The organism is Fictibacillus nanhaiensis, assembly GCF_019801215.1.
GTDB lineage: Bacteria > Bacillota > Bacilli > Bacillales > Fictibacillaceae > Fictibacillus > Fictibacillus nanhaiensis_C.
The window spans coordinates 404,624-424,160 of record NZ_JAHVJO010000001.1; the positions used below are offsets into that span (position 1 = coordinate 404,624).

The following is a 19,537-nucleotide window of genomic DNA, read 5'->3' on the forward strand; positions in this document are numbered from 1 at the left end:
GGAGAAAGAACGATACATTCCACAAGTGATCGTCTTGTTGTTTTTATTCGTTCCTTTTTCCCTCTTCCTGTCGAAGAGGGGTTTTTTATTTTTATGAAGGAGTGGATGAATATGAATCATGTTGTAACGGTCTCTTCTCTCGGGGAATGGTTAAGAGAATGTATTGAAGAGTATCCTGAACTTGATGGAGAACTTTTTTTAAAAAGAGCAGAAGAATTAGAGAACAAGAGCAATGAAAAAGGTTCTCTTTATCGCCTGTTAACGATGGAAGCGTTAAATTTTTTAAGTGTGGAGGAGCCAAACTGGACATTCCTGGCTGCACGTATTTATCTAAAGCAATTGTATGAGGAAGTGTCATCGAACAGGGGAGAAGCTGTTATTTCCCCTTATTCAAATCTAAATGGTCTTATACAACAATTAGTACAGCTTAAAATTTATGATTCTTCGATAGCGGATTCATACTCATTAGAAGAAATAGAAATGGCACAGCAGTTCATTGACCCTTCAAGAGATGAGCTATTTACATATATCGGGTTAAAGACGCTTACTGATCGCTATTTAGCTAAAGGATTCGGTCACGAGCTGTATGAACTTCCACAAGAAAGATGGATGATAATCTCTCTTTTCTTAATGAAAAATGAAGATCACTCTTTTAGAATGGAACGGGTTAAAGAAGCATATTGGGCTCTCTCTAATCTTTATATGACTGTCGCTACGCCTACTTTGGCAAATGCGGGAAAGAGGCATGGACAGCTAAGCTCATGTTTTATTGATACGATTGATGATAGTCTTCGCGGCATATTTGATTCAAATACAGATGCGGCAACCGTTTCAAAAGGGGGCGGCGGACTTGGAATTTATCTAGGGAAAATAAGATCAAGAGGATCTGATATAAAAGGGTACAAAGGAAATTCTTCAGGAGTTATCCCTTGGATGAAACAATTAAACAATACTGCCGTTTCTGTTGACCAGCTGGGGCAAAGGCAGGGTGCAATCGCAGTATATCTTGATATTTGGCATAGAGACATATTGGAGTATTTAGATGCGAAATTAAACAATGGCGATGAAAGAATGAGAACACACGACCTTTTTACAGGAATCTGTATACCCGATCTTTTCATGGAACAAGTTGAGAAACGTGAAGATTGGTATTTATTCGATCCTCATGAAGTGAGACAACTGATGGGGTTTTCACTCGAAGATTATTATGACGAGACAAAAGGGAAAGGTCGTTTCAGAGAAAGATATGCGGAATGTGTAAATGATGCTAGATTGACAAAAAAATGTGTTCCAGCAATTGAAATCATGAAAAGAATAATGAAATCACAGCTAGAAACAGGAACTCCTTTTATGTTCTATCGAGATACAGTGAATCGGTTAAATGCAAATCGTCATAAAGGGATGATTTATGCATCTAATCTATGCACCGAAATTATGCAGAACATGTCTGCAACAACGGTTATTTCAGAAGAGGCGGTAGATGGGGAAATTATTATCAAAAAGTCTCCAGGTGATTTTGTTGTTTGCAATCTATCATCCCTGTCGCTTTCGAAAGTCGTTGGTGATAATGTATTGAAAAGAGTGATTGATATACAGATCAGAATGCTTGATAACGTTATTGATCTTAATCGTATCGATGTACCTCAAGCTGTTCTCACCAACAAAAAATACCGAGCAATAGGTGTGGGAACGTTCGGTTGGCATCATCTACTCGCAAAACAAGGGATAAAGTGGGAAAGTGAAGAAGCGGTCAGCTATGCAGAACAGCTTTATGAAACGATAAACTATCATGTAATCTCGGCAAGCTGTAATCTGGCGGAGGAAAAAGGTGAATACCAAGCTTTTTCAGGATCTGACTGGCAATCGGGTGATTATTTTGTAAAACGTAAATATGAATCAGAAGTATGGCAGCACTTGAAAAAAAGAGTAACTCATCACGGAATTCGAAACGGTTATTTGTTGGCAATTGCACCTAACTCTTCTACGTCCATCATTGCAAATTCAACACCTAGTGTTGATCCGGTGTTTAAGAAATTTTATTCTGAAGAGAAAAAGAACTATAAAATTCCTGTAACGGCACCTGATTTAAATGCTGAAACGACGTGGTATTATAAATCAGCTTTTCAAATTGACCAAAAATGGAGTATCTTGCAAAATGCAGCTAGACAACGTCATGTTGATCAGTCAATTTCTTTTAATCTATATGTCAATCATGACATTAAAGCTAAGGAGCTATTAGAACTTCACATGCTTGCCTTTAAAAAAGGACTTAAGACAACCTATTACACGAGATCAACAGCAATAGAGTTAGAAGGATGTGAAAGCTGTGAAAGTTAATGAACAAGTAATGCTTATTGAAAGAGAAATTTATGATGCTGATGCGCCGAATGCATCTACCGGAGTCATTAATGGACGCAGCTCGAATATTTTAAATTGGGATGATGTCCGATTCTCATGGGCATATCCTTTATATAAAAACATGCTAGCTAATTTTTGGACACCTTTTGAAATCAACATGTCAAGTGACAGTAAACAATATACGTACCTAACAGAAAAGGAACAAGATACGTTTAATAAGATAATTGGTCTGCTTGCGTTTTTAGATAGTGTCCAAACAGATTATTCAAGCAGAGTTGCGGCTTATTTGACAGATTCAAGTCTTTCTGCGCTCATGGCAACTCTATCATTCCAAGAAGTTGTTCACAATCAGTCCTACTCTTATGTACTCTCATCTTTAGTCCCGAAACGAAAACAAGATGAAATCTTTGAATATTGGAAAACGGACACTGTTTTACGTGAACGAAATGATTTTATTGTGCAAGGATATAAAGAATTCATAGAAAATCCTAAACCGGAGACATTTGTAAAATCTATCATTTTTGATGTGATATTAGAAGGATTAAACTTTTATTCCGGTTTTAGTTTTTTTTACAATTTAGCCCGAAATCAAAAGATGGTATCCACTTCAACGATGATCAATTATATCAACAGAGATGAACAGCTTCATGTTTACTTGTTCTGTAAAGTGTTTAAGGCAGTATTGGATGAAAATCCACATCTTCAAAACGAAGAGCTGGATGCTTTTGCAAAACGAACCTTTCAAAAAGCCGCAGAACTTGAAATAAAATGGAGCAAGTATATTATTGGAGACGCGTTTGAAGGGATTAATGAAACCGACTTAGCAGCGTACATCAAGTTTATGGCAAATAAAAGATTAAACGAACTTGGATTTGAAAAACTATATCCAGAACACAAGAAGAATCCTCTTCCATGGATTAAAGCTTATTCTGATGTAAATTCCGGAAAAAGTGATTTTTTTGAACAAAAATCAAGACAATATACTAAGGTATCTGATGAAAATGGGTTTGATGAACTATAAAAAGCCGGGAAATTGATTCCGGCTTTTTTCTTATCTTTCTTTTATAATGAGTGAATATAAAACGTTTTACTTAAGTTCTTCTTTTACTTCAAATTGCCGGTTTACCTTCTCGCACTCTTCATAATATTTTTCATGTGTTTTTTGAATAACATGATCAAACACTTCATCTACTTCGTTACTTAATATTTTGATCCCTTCACCCGTAATTCCGCCTTTAACACACACCTTTTGGATCAAAGTTGGCAGTGTATATACTTCTTTTTCAAGTAATTTTCCCATTCCGATAATCATATCACTTGCAATCTGTGTAGCTTGGGCTTTCGTGATGTCTGTTTTTTCGACAGCACTATTGATGAAGCATTGCAGAAAATATCCCATGAATGCAGGGCCGCAGCTAGCGATATCCGAAGAAATCCGGGTAATATTTTCATCAATAATAATAGGTGTTGAGATACAAGTCATTAATGAAAGCAGTTTTTCTCGATAGTCAGGATGACATTTGCTTCCGAAAGAAATGAGTGAAGACCCTGAAAGTGCTCGATTGTTTATGCTCGGAATCGCTCTTGCAATATTGCAATCTAACAGGTCTTCAAGCTGCTGGCAGGAAATAGGGCTTGTAATAGAAACGACTAATTGATGCTTTGAGATATAACTTTTATTGGTAGATAGTAGTGAATAAAATTCATGTGGTTTTACGCAAATAAAAACAATGTCAGCGAACCGAAACACTTCTTCAGGTGTACTCCCTACCTTGATTTTTGGATAGGCATGCTGCAGCCTTTCCGCTTTGGACAGGGTGCGGTTTGTAACCATCAACCGTGATGGGGAAATGGCTGAAGATTCGATGAAAGAAGAAACGAGAACGCTTCCCATATTTCCGGTTCCGATAATTCCAATCTTCATACCTGAACCTCCTTCCTCTACCTTAAAATCTATGCGCTTCATGTCTTGTTTATGATTTAGTACTGTTTCATCTTTATATTTTACAAAGGAGTGGACCATTGTGGAGAAAGTTAAGCAGCATCAAAACTTGTTGATTGCAGGAGGTGTGTTCATTTTGATCCTAATCGGAACCCTTCTTTTTATTAGAATGGGAAACGAGCCTGACATTCCAATTAACCCTATTCAAAACCCCATCCCCATTGAACGAGAAAATAAAAAACAGGAAGATCTAGATATGAGATCTGATGGTCATGCATTTATTATGATCGATATTCAAGGAAGTGTTAAAAGTCCTGGTGTTTATCAGATGAATAACGGAGATCGAGTCATGCATGCCATAAAGAAAGCTGGTGGATTTTTAGAAGAAGCAGAAGCTCGTTCTGTAAACCAGGCTCAAAAGCTATCAGATGAAATGATTATTTATGTAGCCGCTAAAGGAGAAGAATTCAACCATCAGAATGGAAATGCCCAAAACAATAACAGTGACAAGCTAAACATTAATACCGCAGATAGTGAGGAACTGCAGAACCTGAGTGGAGTAGGTCCTGCTAAGGCAGAGAGTATTATTTCCTATCGTGAGGAGAATGGTCCTTTTACATCCATTGAACAATTATTAGAGGTTCGGGGGATAGGAGAAAAAACAATAGAAGATTGGAAAGACAAAATAGAATTTTAGTAGGGTTTTTGTTGACCCTCTATTTTGGTGAGTCTACACTTAGTGTATAGATTAAGGAGGCGATATGAGTTGGAACGCATTTCCTGGAATGAATACTTCATGGCTCAAAGTCAGCTGTTGGCGTTAAGAAGTACGTGTACCCGTTTAGCAGTAGGGGCTACAATCGTGAGAGATAAACGAATTATTGCCGGGGGTTATAACGGTTCAATATCTGGCGGTGTGCATTGTATTGATGAAGGCTGTTACGTAATCGATGGACACTGTGTAAGAACCATCCACGCTGAAATGAACGCCCTCCTTCAATGTTCAAAGTTTGGAGTGCCGACAGATGGTGCCGAGATGTATGTTACACATTTTCCGTGTTTGCATTGCTGTCGATCTATCATTCAAAGCGGAATTAAGAAAATCTATTATGGTGAGGATTACAAAAATCACCCTTATAGCATTGAACAGTTTAAAGATGCTGGAGTGATCGTTGAGAAAGTTGAGATGAAAATTCCTCCTTCTGCTTTTATTTCCACTTAAGTATGAATCCTAGGTATGCCGTTCTCAGTGCTCTTTCTTCGTTAACTGGTGTATGGCTTACAAAAAAGATGACGGTAACGAGTGTTGGATGTGTTGCAATTCTAGTTATCGTCATTGTTTTTCAGTTAAAAAGAAAATCCTTCATTGTTTTCTTTCTTCTTCCGTTCTTCTTTATTTATTCCAACATGTATGAAATGTGGAATGAATCCAAGCTTTCCTCTGACACTACAGCTTTTCAAGGTGTGGTCGACACCATTCCAAAAATAAGAGGTAAGATGATAAGTTTTCAGCTTGAAACGAACGAGGAAATAATCATGGTTCGTTACAAGATGAAATCAGCTTTTGAAAAAGAAGCCTTAAAGGATCTTAAAGTTACGATGTATTGTTCTTTGAAGGGAGCTTTAAAAAAGCCTGATACAGAAAATCAACTTTATGGCATGGATTACAGTGAGTACTTGCGTAACAAAAAGATATATTGGATCCTTGAACCTTCTCATTTTGAGTTCCGTGAATGTATAACTACGAATGCGAACAGTTGGACTTTCAAGATAAAATTATGGAGAAACAATAACATTAAACAATTGGAAGAAAACTTTTCAGCAAATACAGCAGGTCTTATGAATGCTCTTCTTTTTGGCTATAGAGAGGGAATTGATCCTCATATTCTTGAAGCTTATCAACATCTTGGATTGACTCATCTCTTAGCAGTCTCTGGTTTTAATGTTGGTGTTATCTCATTTTTTCTTTATTTCATTTTTGTGAGAATGGGAATGGTAAAAGAAATCGTTTACCTCATGATTATAATCTTTCTTCCTGTATACATCATCTTAACGGGGGGAGAAAGCTCAATCGTTCGAGCTGGTATAATGGGGATAATCGTACTTCTTCTCTTAGCATTTGGCAGGAAGCTTAATCCAGCGGTACTGCTTTCAATGGTATGTATTGTTATGCTTCTTTGGAATCCATTAGCAGCATTTGATCTCGGCTTTCAGCTATCCTTTTTAATGACTTTCATTTTAATTACGTCAATCTCTATTTTTCAGTTAAAATCTTCAATCCCTCTTCTTTTTATCACATCGTTTATGTGCTCGCTGTTTTCTATTCCAATTATTCTTTATCACTTCTACGCATTCTCTCTTTGGTCAATACCGATAAATGTTATTTACATTCCATTCGTATCTATGATCCTATTCCCTGTTTCAATATTAGTATTTGTATTTACTTCGACTATGCCAATTATTACGTCTATACTCAGAAAGCCTGTACAGCATCTTTTTGAAGGTGCAGCCTCATTTCTTGAACTGGTTCAAGGATTAGATGGAACACTTGTGATGGGTCGCCCTTCACTGTGGCTTTTCTTTTTATACTATGTCTCGTTGCTTTATTTGTTTTATAGATGGGAGAACAGTGGACGATTCCATATTACATTTTTAATTCCCTTTATGCTGCTTGTTTTTTTGCATGGAAGTCTTCCGTATGTTAACCCTAATGCTTCTGTTTCTTTTATCGATGTGGGCCAAGGAGACAGCATATTGATCGAATTGCCACATCGTAAAGAAGTTTATCTCATAGATACAGGAGGATCTATCACATTTGAGAAGGAAGAGTGGGAGAAACAGATTGAAGAATTTAATGTGACGAAGAAAGCAGTCATTCCATTTTTAAATGGAAGAGGGATTAGAAAGCTAGATGGGTTGATTGTAAGCCATGGTGATATGGACCATGCAGGAGGAGTAATCCATCTTTTAGAAAACATGAGGGTGAAAACCCTTTTTATGCCATTCAATACGGAAAAGAATAAATTAGTCACAGGAATAGAAGAGGAAAGCAGAGAACGTGGCGTCAATTTAATGTATCTTCATAAAGGAATGAATTGGGGAGGTAGAGAAGCTCGTTTTCATGTTTTACATCCGAACCATAAAAAATTTTCCACCAATAATAGCTCTATTGTACTTTGGGTGGAAATTTACAATACCTCTTTCTTGTTCACAGGAGATATTGAAAAAGAAGCAGAAAAAGAAATTATGAGTGGCTATCATAAACTTCATGCCGATATCTTAAAAATTGCCCACCATGGAAGCAAGACTTCATCTACAGATTCTTTTTTATCAAGTGTTTCACCCAAATATGCTGTTGTATCAGTAGGGAAGAATAACATGTATGGTCATCCAGATCTTGATATTATAGACAGGTTAAAGCAAAAGAGTATAAGGGTCTTTCGGACAGACCATCATGGAGATATCGTATTTAATATTGGAAAAAAAGGTATGGAAGTATTTTCAGCGCAATAAAAAAGAACCGAATGGCAATATTCGGCTCTTTTTTATGTATTATGCAATTGCTTTAAGAATGACTCCGATGGCAAATATAAGTGTAAAAAAGACAAAGGATACAACAAAGCCAACTCCGGAATCAATAAGGTCGTTACGCTTGCTTTGTACATCTTTTTCGAAATGGTTCATGTGACAACCCTCCTAATCCATCCTTAGTATACGTTATCATTTTTAAAAAATCCATACTGAAAATGCTTTCTTCCCTGCCTTTTCTCAAAAACTTACCAAGGATTCTAATTGTTGTCACCAATAATACAAATCTGCATAGGATATCCTAATTAAAGCTAACATGTAGTTCTCCACGGACTATGTGTTGGTGTTTATCATAAATGAAGGAACGGGCGAAAGCACTGTTCCTTCTTTTGCTTGCAAAACCCTTCTCTTCCTCATAGGATGATATAGAGGTGAAAAAAGGTGCTTACAGTTGATTCATTAAAAAAAACAATAAAAAATAAACAAATATCACCCATTTATTTAATTTGGGGAACAGAACTCTTTTTAGCTGAGGAAGCGATTCGAACCCTTTCTTCTTTACTTCTTCCAGAGGAAAAGGATTTTAATTTCAGCCTACATAACCTTGATGAAATTTCAGTTCAGGAAGTAATGGAAGATGCAGAGACAATGCCATTTTTAGGAGAGCGGCGGGTTGTCGTTATGAAGAATGCTGTGTTTTTGACAGCAGCAAAGGATAAGACAAAAATTGAGCACGATTTAAAAATATTTGAGCAGTATTTGCAAAATCCAGCGGAGTATACAACGTTGGTCATCGTGGCTCCATATGAAAAACTTGATGAAAGAAAGAAGATTGTTAAACAGTTAAAGTCTCAGGCTGAAATTGTTCAAGTGTCTCAACTTAGCAACGACACGGCTGAGAAATGGCTGTTGAAAGAAGCTGAACATTCCAGCGTAACCATTGAAAAAGAAGCCATTCAGCTTCTATTAGCAAGATTAGGAACCAAAATGGCTATCTTAGCAAAAGAATTGGAAAAGATGTCTTTATATGTTGGTAAAGGTGGAATCATTACGGTAAAGACAGTAGATAACCTTGTGTCTAGAACGCTTGAGGATGATGTTTTTAGTCTTGTTGATCATGTTGTCCATAAGCGGACGGAACTAGCTTTAAGAAGTTTTTATGATCTGATGAAACAGAACCAGGAACCGATTCAGATCCATGCTTTAATCACAAGACAGTTCCGAATCATAAACGGTGTAAAAGAGCTTCAAAAAAAGGGATACGGAGAAAAGCAAATGGCATCCGCCTTAAAAATTCATCCATACGCAGCGAAACTTGCAACAAAGCATGCTAAGCAATTCAACGAATCGTTTTTAAGAAATTGCCTAGATGATTTTGCTGAAACTGACTATAAGATGAAAACAGGTCAAATGGATAAAGTACTTCTTTTAGAAATGGAAATCATTAAACTTTCTCAAAACAATGTAACCAGCTCCTTAGTGTAGGAGCTGGTTTTTTTGACCAAAATAAAAGGTCTATTCTAAAAAATGGTGCTTTAGGCTCCACAATTAGCGTAAAGCACCAAGGCGGCTCACCGCACGCCCACCAGAAAGCGAACATCCTAAAAACGGGAATCTATAACTTTCAAGAGCAACAAAGTTTGCAACAACAGCAAAATAAAAAAACGACCTATTGGTGTAAGGCCGTTTTTCGAGGTTTCATCCTTAAAATTTATGCATTAACACCGTTTAAAGCCTTAGCAAGACGAGACTTTTGGCGAGAAGCTGCATTTTTATGGATAAGTCCTTTGTTTGCTGCTTTATCGATTTTCTTAGAAGCAGTAACAAATGCTGTTTTTGCACCTTCTGCATCCTTTGAAGCAGTTAATGCTTCGAAGTTTTTAATAGCAGTACGCATACCAGACTTTAATGAAGCGTTGTGTGCACGACGCTTTTCATTCGTTTTTACACGTTTAATCGCTGATTTAATATTAGCCAATCCATTCACCTCCCTAAATGAACCATGATGCAACAAAATTCTATCCGTTGCAAAAAATAGGACACAAAGTATTCTATCAAAATCACGTTTTAAATGCAATACAAGAATGAAAAGGAACAGTTGCGGCAAAAATACAGAATAAAGGACGGTGGTAGATTATGGGTAAGGAATTAGACCTTCAAGCATACTCAGTACGTACAGATTTGGCAATTGAAGCACATGACATGCTTTTGAAGGAAGAAGAAACTGAAAATAAAAGTACACTTGAGGGTGTTATTATAAAAGAGACGGATAGAGACGGGATCAAGTGTGTGAGGGTGGAAATCGATCAAAAAGGCGCTGAGACCACCGGCAAAAAAGAAGGGATTTATTTAACGTTCGAGGTTCAAGGAATTCGTGATAAAGATTCTAAGCTTCAGCAACATGTCCAAGAAGTCTTTGCTAGCGACTTTAATCACTTCTTGAAAGAGCAAGGCATTAAGCAAGAGGATACATGCTTAGTAGTTGGTCTAGGGAATTGGAACGTTACTCCTGATTCACTCGGACCACTCGTCGTGCAAAATTTAACCATTACAAAGCATTTATTCGAATTAGCTCCTGAAAATGTAGAAGAGGGATTCAGACCAGTTTGTGCCATCTCACCTGGAGTTATGGGGATAACAGGTATTGAAACGAGTGATATTATAGACGGCATTGTAAAAAGAGTTGATCCAGACTTTGTTATTGCCATTGATGCTTTAGCTTCTCGTTCGATTGAAAGAGTAAATGCGACCATACAAGTTTCGAATACAGGTATCCACCCAGGTTCTGGTGTTGGGAACAAACGAAAAGAATTGAGCAAAGAAACGCTCGGCATACCGGTCATATCTATTGGAATTCCTACTGTTGTTGACGCTGCTACGATTACAAGTGATACGATTGATTTTATTTTAAAGCATTTTGGCAGGGAAATGAAAGAGAAGGACAAACCTTCGAAATCATTGCTCCCAGCTGGAATGACATTTGGGGAAAAGAAGATTTTAACAGATGAAGACATGCCAGAAGAAGATCATCGAAAATCTTTTTTAGGAATCGTAGGAGTGTTAGAAGAAGAAGAGAAGCTGAGGTTGATTCGGGAAGTATTAGCTCCTATTGGCCACAATTTAATGGTTACCCCAAAGGAAGTCGATGTTTTTATTGAAGACATGGCGAATGTGTTAGCTAACGGTTTGAATACGGCATTACACGGGCAGATCGATCAAAGTAACACATCATCGTATACACATTAAATAATAGTCATGTATGGACAAGCTTGTGCATAAATTTGAATAGTACATCCTCGTAAATAAGGGGGAACTTTTATGACGAAATTTATGTTGAAGTGCTTAGGTCTGATAGCCTTACTCTTGTTTGGTATTTTATTTGGGATACAAAAAGCTAATTTCGAGATGAACGAACTAAAAGGATCCAACCATACAAGCATCGTTGAGTCATTAAATCAAAATGTGACAGAGAAAGAAGATGGAGAATCCCAGCTTTCTAGTCACGATTTAAAGGCAAAGCAGGACACATTAAAGAAGATCGATTCATTTAATGTGTTTTCTGCATTAGGGCAAAACCTGACAAGTTGGATTTCTTCTGCTTTCAGTGTCATGATATCTGTATTGGGTATTATCATACAAGAGATGCTAGAAGTGTTTTCACCTTAAGTACCTTTAGAGGGTTGAACCTTTAAAGGTTCTTTTTATTTATGAAATCCATATGTTCAACATCTACTTATCCTTCATTTTTAAGGTTGTGATTGAAAGAGGTATGTTGTATTGCTATAATCAAAGTTAGTGACTTTTCCTAAAATTGTAGGAGTGAACGTATATGAATAGAGAAGAAAAATTAAAAAGACAGTCTAGAATACGAAACTTTTCCATCATCGCACACATCGATCATGGAAAATCTACTTTAGCAGATCGTATTTTAGAAGAAACAAGCGCTTTAACACAGCGTGAAATGAAAGAACAGCTTCTAGACTCCATGGATCTAGAACGTGAACGCGGGATCACGATTAAATTAAATGCTGTACAGCTTCAATACAAAGCGAAAGACGGAGAAACCTATACCTTCCATCTTATTGACACTCCCGGACATGTAGATTTTACATATGAAGTTTCCAGAAGTTTAGCGGCTTGTGAAGGGGCTTTATTGATTGTAGATGCTGCTCAGGGTATTGAAGCACAAACATTGGCAAACGTGTATTTAGCTCTTGAGAATGACCTTGAGATCTTGCCGGTTATTAACAAGATTGATTTACCTAGCGCAGAACCAGAGCGTGTTCGCCAGGAAATAGAAGATGTTATCGGCCTTGATGCATCTGAAGCAGTACTTGCTTCCGCAAAAGCAGGAATTGGTATTCAAGATATTCTTGAACAAATTGTCGCAAAAGTCCCTGCACCACAAGGAGATCCTGAGGGACCTCTCAAAGCGTTGATTTTTGACTCCTTATATGATCCATACAGAGGGGTTGTAACGTATATTCGTGTTGCTGAAGGAACTGTGAAAATCGGTGACAAAATTAGAATGATGGCAACAGGGAAAGAATTTGAAGTTCTTGAACTCGGAGTATTTACACCTAAAGCGGTTCAGAAAGACTTTTTAACGGTTGGTGATGTAGGATACTTAACGGCTTCTATCAAAAATGTTGGTGATACACAAGTCGGTGATACAATCACTAGCTCAGTTAAAGGCGCAGCAGAGCCACTTCCAGGTTACAGAAAAATGAATCCTATGGTATATTGTGGTCTTTATCCGGTAGATACAGCGAAATATAATGATCTGCGTGAAGCATTAGAGAGACTTGTATTGAATGATTCTGCTCTTCAATATGAGCCAGAAACATCTCAGGCACTTGGATTTGGTTTCCGATGCGGATTTCTCGGATTGCTTCATATGGAAATTATTCAGGAACGTATCGAGCGTGAATTTAACATTGATCTTATCGCGACTGCACCGAGTGTTATCTACAACGTTACGATGACTGACGGTGAAAAGATTGTCGTTGATAATCCAGCGAACATGCCAGAAGCACAAAAAATCAGTGTGGTAGAGGAGCCTTACGTAAAAGCTTCTATCATGACACCGAATGATTATGTTGGAGCGATCATGGAAATCTGTCAAAAGAAACGCGGTATTTTCTTAACGATGGATTATCTCGAGAATAACCGTGTTAATGTGCTTTATGAAGTCCCGTTATCTGAAATCGTTTATGATTTCTTTGACCAGCTAAAATCGAGTACAAAAGGATATGCTTCTCTTGACTATGAGTTGATTGGTTATAAGCCTTCTAAACTGGTTAAGATGGAAATACTTCTTAACAATGAAAAAATCGATGCCTTATCCGTTATCGTTCATAAGGACTTTGCTTATGAACGCGGAAAAGTAGTGGTTGAAAAACTGAAAGATCTTATTCCGCGCCAGCAGTTTGAAGTACCTATTCAAGCGGCAATCGGTCAGAAGATCGTTGCTCGTTCTAACATCAAAGCCTTAAGAAAAAATGTTTTAGCGAAATGTTATGGTGGAGATATTTCACGTAAACGTAAACTTCTTGATAAACAAAAAGAAGGTAAGAAGCGTATGAAGACAATTGGCCGTGTTGATGTACCTCAAGAGGCATTTATGGCGGTGCTTCGTATGGATGATACAAACAACAGCAAATAACTTCATTCAAATAAACGAAAAGACCGCAAAGGCAAGGGTGCGGTCTTTCCTAATTTACAAAGAGAGGGCGGTGAGTACTTTTGCTAAAAGCTGTATATCTTCATATTCCATTTTGTGTTCAGATCTGCCATTATTGCGATTTTAACAAAATCTTTATTCATCAGCAGCCTGTTGATGAGTATTTGCTTTCAATGAAAACGGAAATGAAAAATACGACATCTCGTTTTTCTGATTATCAGATGGAGACAATCTTTGTTGGTGGCGGAACGCCGACTTCTTTGAGCGGAAAACAGTTAGAAACTTTTCTAAATGATGTAAATGAGTTTTTTCATAATGAATCTCTTAAAGAATTTACCGTTGAAGCGAATCCTGAACAAACAACGAGAGAAAAGATTGCGGTACTTAAATATAATGGTGTGAACCGACTGAGCATAGGTGTACAGGCTTTTCAGTCAGAATTATTAAAAAAACTTGGAAGAACACATGATAAGCAGGATGTTTATCGAACGATATCTGAAGCGAAAAAAGCAGGTATCCATAACATGTCAATTGATCTGATGTTTGGTTTGCCGGGTCAAACGATGGAGATGTTTAAGGCATCAGTAGATGAAGCATTAGCTCTCGATGTTCCGCACATTTCCTCTTACTCTTTACAAATCGAAAAGAAAACCGTGTTCTATAATCTTGCACAAAAAGGAAAGCTTCTGTTGCCTGAACATGAACTAGAAGCAGCGATGTATGAATATTTAATCGAGACCCTTGAAAAAAAAGGATATCGACAGTATGAGATTAGTAATTTTGCTATTCCAGGGTTTGAAAGCAAACACAATCTCCAATACTGGAACAATAATGAATATTTTGGCATCGGAGCTGGAGCTCATAGTTATGTTGAAGGTGTCAGAAGAAAGAATGCAGGTCCTCTTAAGCAATACATGACCCTAATTGAAGAAAATGGATTTCCTTATACAGAAGAACATCTCGTTTCGCTCGTCGAAAAGATGGAAGAAGAGATGTTTATGGGGCTAAGAAAACAAGAAGGTGTTTCTGATCAAAATTTTCTTGCACGTTATGGCAAATCAATGTTTGACGTATACAGGGATCCAATCGATAAATTAATACGAAAAGGCTGGGTTTTAGAACAAGATGGTAGACTGTTTTTAACAAAAGATGGAATACCCCTTGGAAACGAGGTATTTCAAGAATTTATTGGTGTAGTTTTAGATTGACAACGAAGAGTACCTTTTGGTAACTTATATTATAGATTTAGCACTCGTTGTTCATGAGTGCTAACAAATGGGGTGATGGGATGTTAACGGAACGCCAACTCTTTATCTTGCGTGTATTAATAGATGATTATATTAAGCATGTTGAGCCTGTAGGTTCCCGTACAATCTCTAAACGAGAAGATATTACCTACAGTCCTGCAACGATTCGAAATGAACTTGCGGATTTGGAGGATCTCGGCTTTTTAGAGAAAACCCATACTTCTTCAGGAAGAATTCCATCTGAGAAAGGCTATCGATTTTATGTCGATCATTTGCTCCCTTCTCTTTCAGTCTCTCATAATAAGATGGATCGTTCAGAATTATTATTTACTGAGAAGGTTCATGAGGCTGAGGTTTTATTTGATCAATCGGCAAGGATTCTATCAGATTTAACCAATTATACGTCGGTTGTTCTCGGGCCGAATGCCTTGGATATGAAGCTTCGTCATATGCAGATCATTCCTTTATCATCACAGATGGCGGTGGCTATTTTCGTAACGAACACCGGCCATGTTGAGAACAGACAGATCCTTTTGCCTGATTCTATTGAGCCTTCAGATCTGGAGAAGCTCGTGAATATATTGAACGAGAGACTGGCTGGCGTAAGGCTGATCGAATTAAACAGCAGAATTCACCTGGAGTTAGCCGATGTTTTTAAAAAGAATTTAAAAAACTATCAAAATATGGGTGTTTTCCTTGATCAGCTTCTTTTGTGGAGTAAAAAAGAAAAGCTTTTTTACGGAGGAAAAACAAATATGCTCTCTCAGCCTGAGTTTCGGGACTTAGATAAAGTAAGACCTCTTCTTGATTTTTTAGAAACACAGGATTTAATGGAAAAGCTTGTTTCCTCGTCTGAAAAGGGAGTAACTGTTAAAATAGGTACAGAGAATGAGCATGAAGCAATGAGGAATTGTAGTGTGATCAATGCTTCTTATACGATGCATGGCAAACATATTGGAACGATTTCATTAATTGGTCCAACTCGGATGGAATACAAAAAGGTAATTTCACTTTTAGATTCCTTGTCCAAAGAAATGACAAACAGGTTAAATGATTTTAGTTGATTTTAGGGAGGTGAAAGCATGAACAAAGAGGAAATGACACAAGATCAAACGGAAACTGAGATTCACGATGAAGAAGTTGTTGAGGATTCAGTAGAAGAGTCTCTGACCGAAGAACAACAGAGAATGCAAGAGCTGGAAGCAAAGCTTGAAGAAGCGAACCAAAAAAATCTTCGCTTGCAAGCAGATTACGATAATTTCCGTCGTCGAACGCGAGAAGAACAGGCAGCCAGCCTTAAATATAAATCTCAAAGTTTGCTGGAACAATTGTTACCTGCGCTAGATAACTTTGAGCGTGCTTTAAAAACTGAAGCTACGCATGAACAGGCAAAACCCTTAATTCAAGGAATGGAAATGGTTTATCGCCAGTTAGTAGAAGCTTTAAAGCAAGAAGGTTTATCTGAAGTTCCTACCGTTGGCGAAACGTTTGATCCAAACATGCATCAAGCTGTTATGCAAGTGGAGGATTCAGAGTATGAGTCAAACACGGTAATCGAAGAATTACAAAAAGGATACATGCTTAAGGACCGCGTTATCCGTCCTGCAATGGTAAAAGTGAACGCATAAAAACTACATAAATTCTTGGAGGGAAAAAACATGAGTAAAATCATCGGTATAGACTTAGGTACAACAAACTCTTGTGTCGCTGTTATGGAAGGTGGAGAAGCTGTAGTAATTCCTAATCCGGAAGGCAACCGAACTACACCTTCTGTTGTAGCATTTAAAGATGGAGATCGTTCAGTTGGTGAAGTAGCAAAACGCCAAGCTGTTACGAATCCAAATACAATCATGTCTATTAAGCGGTACATGGGAACGGATCATAAAGAAACAGTTGAAGGAAAAGACTACACACCTCAAGAAATTTCTGCGATTATTTTGCAAAAGCTTAAATCACATGCAGAAGATTACCTAGGCGAAAAAGTTGAAAAAGCTGTAATTACAGTTCCTGCTTATTTCAATGATGCACAGCGTCAAGCGACTAAAGATGCTGGCCAAATTGCAGGATTACAAGTTGAACGTATCGTGAACGAGCCAACTGCTGCTGCCTTAGCGTACGGTCTTGAAAAAGATGAAGACCAAACAATTCTTGTTTTCGACCTTGGTGGTGGTACGTTTGACGTATCCATTCTTGAACTAGGGGACGGATTCTTTGAAGTTAAAGCAACTTCTGGGGACAACAAGCTAGGAGGAGACGATTTTGACCAAGTGATTATTGATCACTTAGTTAACGAGTTTAAAAAAGAGAACGGCATTGATCTATCTAAAGACAAAATGGCCCTTCAACGTCTAAAGGATGCTGCTGAAAAAGCGAAAAAAGATTTATCTGGGGTTACATCTACACAGATTTCTTTACCGTTTATTACAGCTGATGCATCTGGACCGAAACACTTAGAGTTAAACCTAACTCGTGCAAAATTTGAAGATCTTTCATCAGATCTAGTAGAGCTTACGATGGGACCTACTCGTCAAGCTTTAAACGATGCTGGTATGTCACCATCTGATATTCATAAAGTAATCCTTGTAGGTGGATCAACTCGTATTCCGGCTGTACAAGAAGCGATTAAGAAATTTACAGGTAAAGAGCCGCATAAAGGGGTTAACCCTGACGAAGTAGTTGCACTTGGAGCAGCTATTCAAGGTGGAGTTCTTGCAGGAGATGTTAAAGATGTTGTACTTCTTGACGTAACTCCATTGTCATTAGGTATCGAAACGATGGGAGGCGTATTTACACGTCTAATCGATAGAAATACTACGATTCCAACTTCAAAATCACAGGTGTTCTCAACAGCTGCTGACAACCAAACTTCTGTTGATATTCATGTTCTTCAAGGTGAGCGTGAAATGGCGGCACACAACAAGACACTTGGAAGATTCCAGTTGTCTGAAATTCCTCCAGCACCAAGAGGAGTTCCACAAATCGAAGTAAGCTTTGATATTGATGCGAATGGTATCGTAAATGTGCGTGCTAAAGATCTAGGAACAAACAAAGAACAATCGATCACGATAAAGTCATCAACGGGACTTTCAGACGAAGAAATCGACCGCATGGTTAAGGATGCTGAAGAAAATGCTGAAGCGGACAAGAAAAAGCGCGAAGAGATCGATACAAGAAATGAAGCAGACCAACTCGTATTCACAGTTGATAAAACGATAAAAGACCTTGAAGGTAAAGTGGATGAAGAGGAAGTTAAAAAAGCAGAAGAAGCAAAAGAAAGCTTGAAAAAAGCACTTGAAGGTGACGATTTAGAAGCGATCAAAAAAGAAAAGGATGCTTTAAGTGAAATCGTTCAGCAGCTTTCTGTAAAACTTTATGAGCAAGCTGCACAACAAGCTCAAGCAGCTCAAGGAGATTCAGAAGGACAAACCAGCAAAAACGATGAGAACATCGTTGACGCTGACTACGAAGAAGTAAACGACGATAAAAAATAATCATAAAAAGTAAAAAGTCAAAGTCAGGCTATCTTGACTTTGACTTTTTTTCTGAAATTGATGAATTGACTTATGACGATGATTGTTTACAGTTACGTCTTGAGTCAGGTGGTATTCAATGGTAAGATAACTTTTATGTGAATATTCGGGAGTGTCCTATATGAGTAAAAGAGATTATTATGAAGTACTTGGATTAGATAAGAACGCCTCTGGTGATGAGGTAAAGAAAGCCTACCGTAAACTTGCCAGACAATATCATCCAGACGTTAATAAAGAAGCAGATGCGGAATCGAAATTTAAAGAAGTAAAAGATGCATATGAAACATTAAGTGATCCTCAGAAAAAAGCTCATTATGATCAATTCGGCCATACAGATCCTAATCAAGGGTTTGGCGGCGCTGGTGCTGACTTTGGAGGATTCGGAGATATTTTTGATATGTTCTTTGGGGGTGGGGGAGGAAGACGTAATCCAAACGCACCTCGTCAAGGAAACGATCTTCAATATGGACTTCGTTTGTCTTTTGAAGATGCAGTTTTCGGAAAAGATACCGAAATTCAGATTCCTACAGAAGAAACATGCGGTACTTGTCATGGTTCAGGTGCAAAACCAGGCACAAAACCAGAGAACTGCTCACATTGTAATGGCAGCGGGCAGTTGAATGTTGAACAAAATACACCGTTTGGTCGCATTGTTAACAGAAGAGTGTGCCACCATTGCAGTGGTAAAGGAAAGATTATAAAAGAAAAATGTCATACCTGTCACGGAGCAGGAAAAGTACGTAAAAACAAGAAGATATCCGTTAAAGTTCCAGCCGGTGTGGATAACGGACAGCAAATTCGTATGGCGGGCCACGGGGAACCAGGTGTCAATGGCGGTCCTTCTGGTGATCTTTATGTCGTTTTCCAAGTTGCAGAACATGAATTCTTCGAACGTGATGGTGATGACATCTATTGCGAGATGCCGTTAACCTTTATTCAAGTTGCCTTAGGAGATGAGGTCGAAGTTCCGACGCTTTACGGGAAAGTAAAGTTGAAGATTCCTGCAGGTACACAAACAGGAACTCACTTTAGACTTAAAGGCAAAGGTGTAAAGAATGTTCACGGACGCGGACAAGGTGACCAGCACATACAGGTAAAAGTCGTGACGCCTAAAAACCTAACCGAAAAGCAGAAGCAGTTGTTAAGAGACTTTTTCGAAATAAGCGGGACATTACCTGATGAACAGCAGGACGGTTTTTTTGATAAAGTAAAACGAGCATTTAAAGGTGAGTAAAGCAACCTTGTTAAT

The 19,537-nt window shown here is 37.9% G+C and carries 17 protein-coding genes; 14 read left to right on the plus strand and 3 right to left on the minus strand.

The features are described 5' to 3' along the window. Nucleotides 1–93: 93 nt before the first annotated feature. Entirely contained in the window at nt 94–2,337 is a 2,244-nt protein-coding gene (locus KUV80_RS02035; RefSeq protein WP_425308023.1) for a ribonucleoside-diphosphate reductase subunit alpha, read from the plus strand. 10 nt (nt 2,338–2,347) lie between these two features. Next, nucleotides 2,348–3,379 (plus strand): ribonucleotide-diphosphate reductase subunit beta, encoded by a 1,032-nt coding sequence (locus KUV80_RS02040; protein ID WP_222462231.1) that lies wholly within the window; start codon nt 2,348–2,350, stop codon nt 3,377–3,379. 66 nt (nt 3,380–3,445) lie between these two features. On the opposite strand, the gene comER is transcribed toward KUV80_RS02040, so the two are convergent. Next, a complete protein-coding gene (comER, locus tag KUV80_RS02045) occupies nt 3,446–4,282 on the minus strand; it encodes a late competence protein ComER (protein WP_222461020.1) in 837 nt (278 codons plus the stop codon). 100 nt (nt 4,283–4,382) lie between these two features. Here comER and KUV80_RS18570 point away from each other — a divergent pair, with 100 nt between their 5' ends. The 3 genes from KUV80_RS18570 (at nt 4,383) to KUV80_RS02060 (ending at nt 7,813) form a co-directional block, all read left to right on the plus strand. Further along, nucleotides 4,383–4,997 (plus strand): helix-hairpin-helix domain-containing protein, encoded by a 615-nt coding sequence (locus KUV80_RS18570; protein ID WP_222461021.1) that lies wholly within the window; start codon nt 4,383–4,385, stop codon nt 4,995–4,997. 69 nt (nt 4,998–5,066) lie between these two features. Then, on the plus strand, nt 5,067–5,522 hold the full coding sequence (locus KUV80_RS02055; RefSeq protein ID WP_222461022.1) for a ComE operon protein 2: 456 nt from the start codon (nt 5,067–5,069) through the stop codon (nt 5,520–5,522). Nucleotides 5,523–5,590: 68 nt separating this feature from the next. After that, nucleotides 5,591–7,813, plus strand: a complete 2,223-nt coding sequence (locus KUV80_RS02060) for a DNA internalization-related competence protein ComEC/Rec2 (RefSeq protein WP_222461023.1) — start codon at nt 5,591–5,593, stop codon at nt 7,811–7,813. Between the two features lie 39 nt (nt 7,814–7,852). Here the strand turns inward: KUV80_RS02060 and KUV80_RS02065 are convergent, their stop codons facing one another. After that, complete coding sequence (locus tag KUV80_RS02065; protein WP_222461024.1) at nt 7,853–7,984, minus strand: YqzM family protein; 132 nt, start codon at nt 7,982–7,984, stop codon at nt 7,853–7,855. Between the two features lie 285 nt (nt 7,985–8,269). Here KUV80_RS02065 and holA point away from each other — a divergent pair, with 285 nt between their 5' ends. Then, nucleotides 8,270–9,313 carry a DNA polymerase III subunit delta gene (holA, locus tag KUV80_RS02070; RefSeq protein ID WP_222461025.1) on the plus strand — a complete coding sequence of 348 codons (1,044 nt, stop codon included), beginning with the start codon at nt 8,270–8,272 and terminating at the stop codon, nt 9,311–9,313. 226 nt (nt 9,314–9,539) lie between these two features. On the opposite strand, the gene rpsT is transcribed toward holA, so the two are convergent. Then, complete coding sequence (gene rpsT, locus KUV80_RS02075; RefSeq protein ID WP_222461026.1) at nt 9,540–9,806, minus strand: 30S ribosomal protein S20; 267 nt, start codon at nt 9,804–9,806, stop codon at nt 9,540–9,542. A gap of 158 nt (nt 9,807–9,964) precedes the next feature. Between rpsT and gpr the strand changes: the two genes are divergently transcribed. The 8 genes from gpr to dnaJ all read left to right on the plus strand — a co-directional run bounded on the left by gpr (nt 9,965) and on the right by dnaJ (nt 19,522). Continuing rightward, a complete protein-coding gene (gpr, locus tag KUV80_RS02080) occupies nt 9,965–11,074 on the plus strand; it encodes a GPR endopeptidase (RefSeq protein WP_222461027.1) in 1,110 nt (369 codons plus the stop codon). 72 nt (nt 11,075–11,146) lie between these two features. After that, entirely contained in the window at nt 11,147–11,494 is a 348-nt protein-coding gene (locus KUV80_RS02085; RefSeq protein WP_222461028.1) for a DUF3679 domain-containing protein, read from the plus strand. A gap of 163 nt (nt 11,495–11,657) precedes the next feature. Next, nucleotides 11,658–13,493, plus strand: coding sequence for a translation elongation factor 4 (gene lepA / locus KUV80_RS02090; protein WP_222461029.1), 1,836 nt, complete (start codon nt 11,658–11,660; stop codon nt 13,491–13,493). An 80-nt stretch (nt 13,494–13,573) separates the two neighbouring features. Next, nucleotides 13,574–14,719 carry a radical SAM family heme chaperone HemW gene (gene hemW, locus KUV80_RS02095; RefSeq protein ID WP_222461030.1) on the plus strand — a complete coding sequence of 382 codons (1,146 nt, stop codon included), beginning with the start codon at nt 13,574–13,576 and terminating at the stop codon, nt 14,717–14,719. A gap of 80 nt (nt 14,720–14,799) precedes the next feature. Then, nucleotides 14,800–15,822 carry a heat-inducible transcriptional repressor HrcA gene (gene hrcA, locus KUV80_RS02100; RefSeq protein WP_222461031.1) on the plus strand — a complete coding sequence of 341 codons (1,023 nt, stop codon included), beginning with the start codon at nt 14,800–14,802 and terminating at the stop codon, nt 15,820–15,822. 18 nt (nt 15,823–15,840) lie between these two features. After that, entirely contained in the window at nt 15,841–16,386 is a 546-nt protein-coding gene (grpE, locus tag KUV80_RS02105; protein WP_222461032.1) for a nucleotide exchange factor GrpE, read from the plus strand. 30 nt (nt 16,387–16,416) lie between these two features. Further along, nucleotides 16,417–18,249, plus strand: coding sequence for a molecular chaperone DnaK (dnaK, locus tag KUV80_RS02110; protein ID WP_222461033.1), 1,833 nt, complete (start codon nt 16,417–16,419; stop codon nt 18,247–18,249). Nucleotides 18,250–18,409: 160 nt separating this feature from the next. Then, nucleotides 18,410–19,522 (plus strand): molecular chaperone DnaJ, encoded by a 1,113-nt coding sequence (gene dnaJ / locus KUV80_RS02115; protein ID WP_222461034.1) that lies wholly within the window; start codon nt 18,410–18,412, stop codon nt 19,520–19,522. Nucleotides 19,523–19,537: the final 15 nt, after the last annotated feature.

What these genes read in the sequence shown, in the direction of transcription:
- hrcA (WP_222461031.1), top strand. Translation starts at nt 14,800, where the DNA reads ATGTTAACGGAACGCCAACTCTTTATCTTGCGTGTATTAATAGATGAT.
- gpr (WP_222461027.1), top strand. Translation starts at nt 9,965, where the DNA reads ATGGGTAAGGAATTAGACCTTCAAGCATACTCAGTACGTACAGATTTG.
- lepA (WP_222461029.1), top strand. Translation starts at nt 11,658, where the DNA reads ATGAATAGAGAAGAAAAATTAAAAAGACAGTCTAGAATACGAAACTTT.
- dnaK (WP_222461033.1), top strand. Translation starts at nt 16,417, where the DNA reads ATGAGTAAAATCATCGGTATAGACTTAGGTACAACAAACTCTTGTGTC.
- grpE (WP_222461032.1), top strand. Translation starts at nt 15,841, where the DNA reads ATGAACAAAGAGGAAATGACACAAGATCAAACGGAAACTGAGATTCAC.
- KUV80_RS02065 (WP_222461024.1), bottom strand. Translation starts at nt 7,984, where the DNA reads ATGAACCATTTCGAAAAAGATGTACAAAGCAAGCGTAACGACCTTATT.
- KUV80_RS02060 (WP_222461023.1), top strand. Translation starts at nt 5,591, where the DNA reads ATGACGGTAACGAGTGTTGGATGTGTTGCAATTCTAGTTATCGTCATT.
- comER (WP_222461020.1), bottom strand. Translation starts at nt 4,282, where the DNA reads ATGAAGATTGGAATTATCGGAACCGGAAATATGGGAAGCGTTCTCGTT.
- KUV80_RS02085 (WP_222461028.1), top strand. Translation starts at nt 11,147, where the DNA reads ATGACGAAATTTATGTTGAAGTGCTTAGGTCTGATAGCCTTACTCTTG.
- dnaJ (WP_222461034.1), top strand. Translation starts at nt 18,410, where the DNA reads ATGAGTAAAAGAGATTATTATGAAGTACTTGGATTAGATAAGAACGCC.
- KUV80_RS02040 (WP_222462231.1), top strand. Translation starts at nt 2,348, where the DNA reads ATGCTTATTGAAAGAGAAATTTATGATGCTGATGCGCCGAATGCATCT.
- KUV80_RS02035 (WP_425308023.1), top strand. Translation starts at nt 94, where the DNA reads ATGAAGGAGTGGATGAATATGAATCATGTTGTAACGGTCTCTTCTCTC.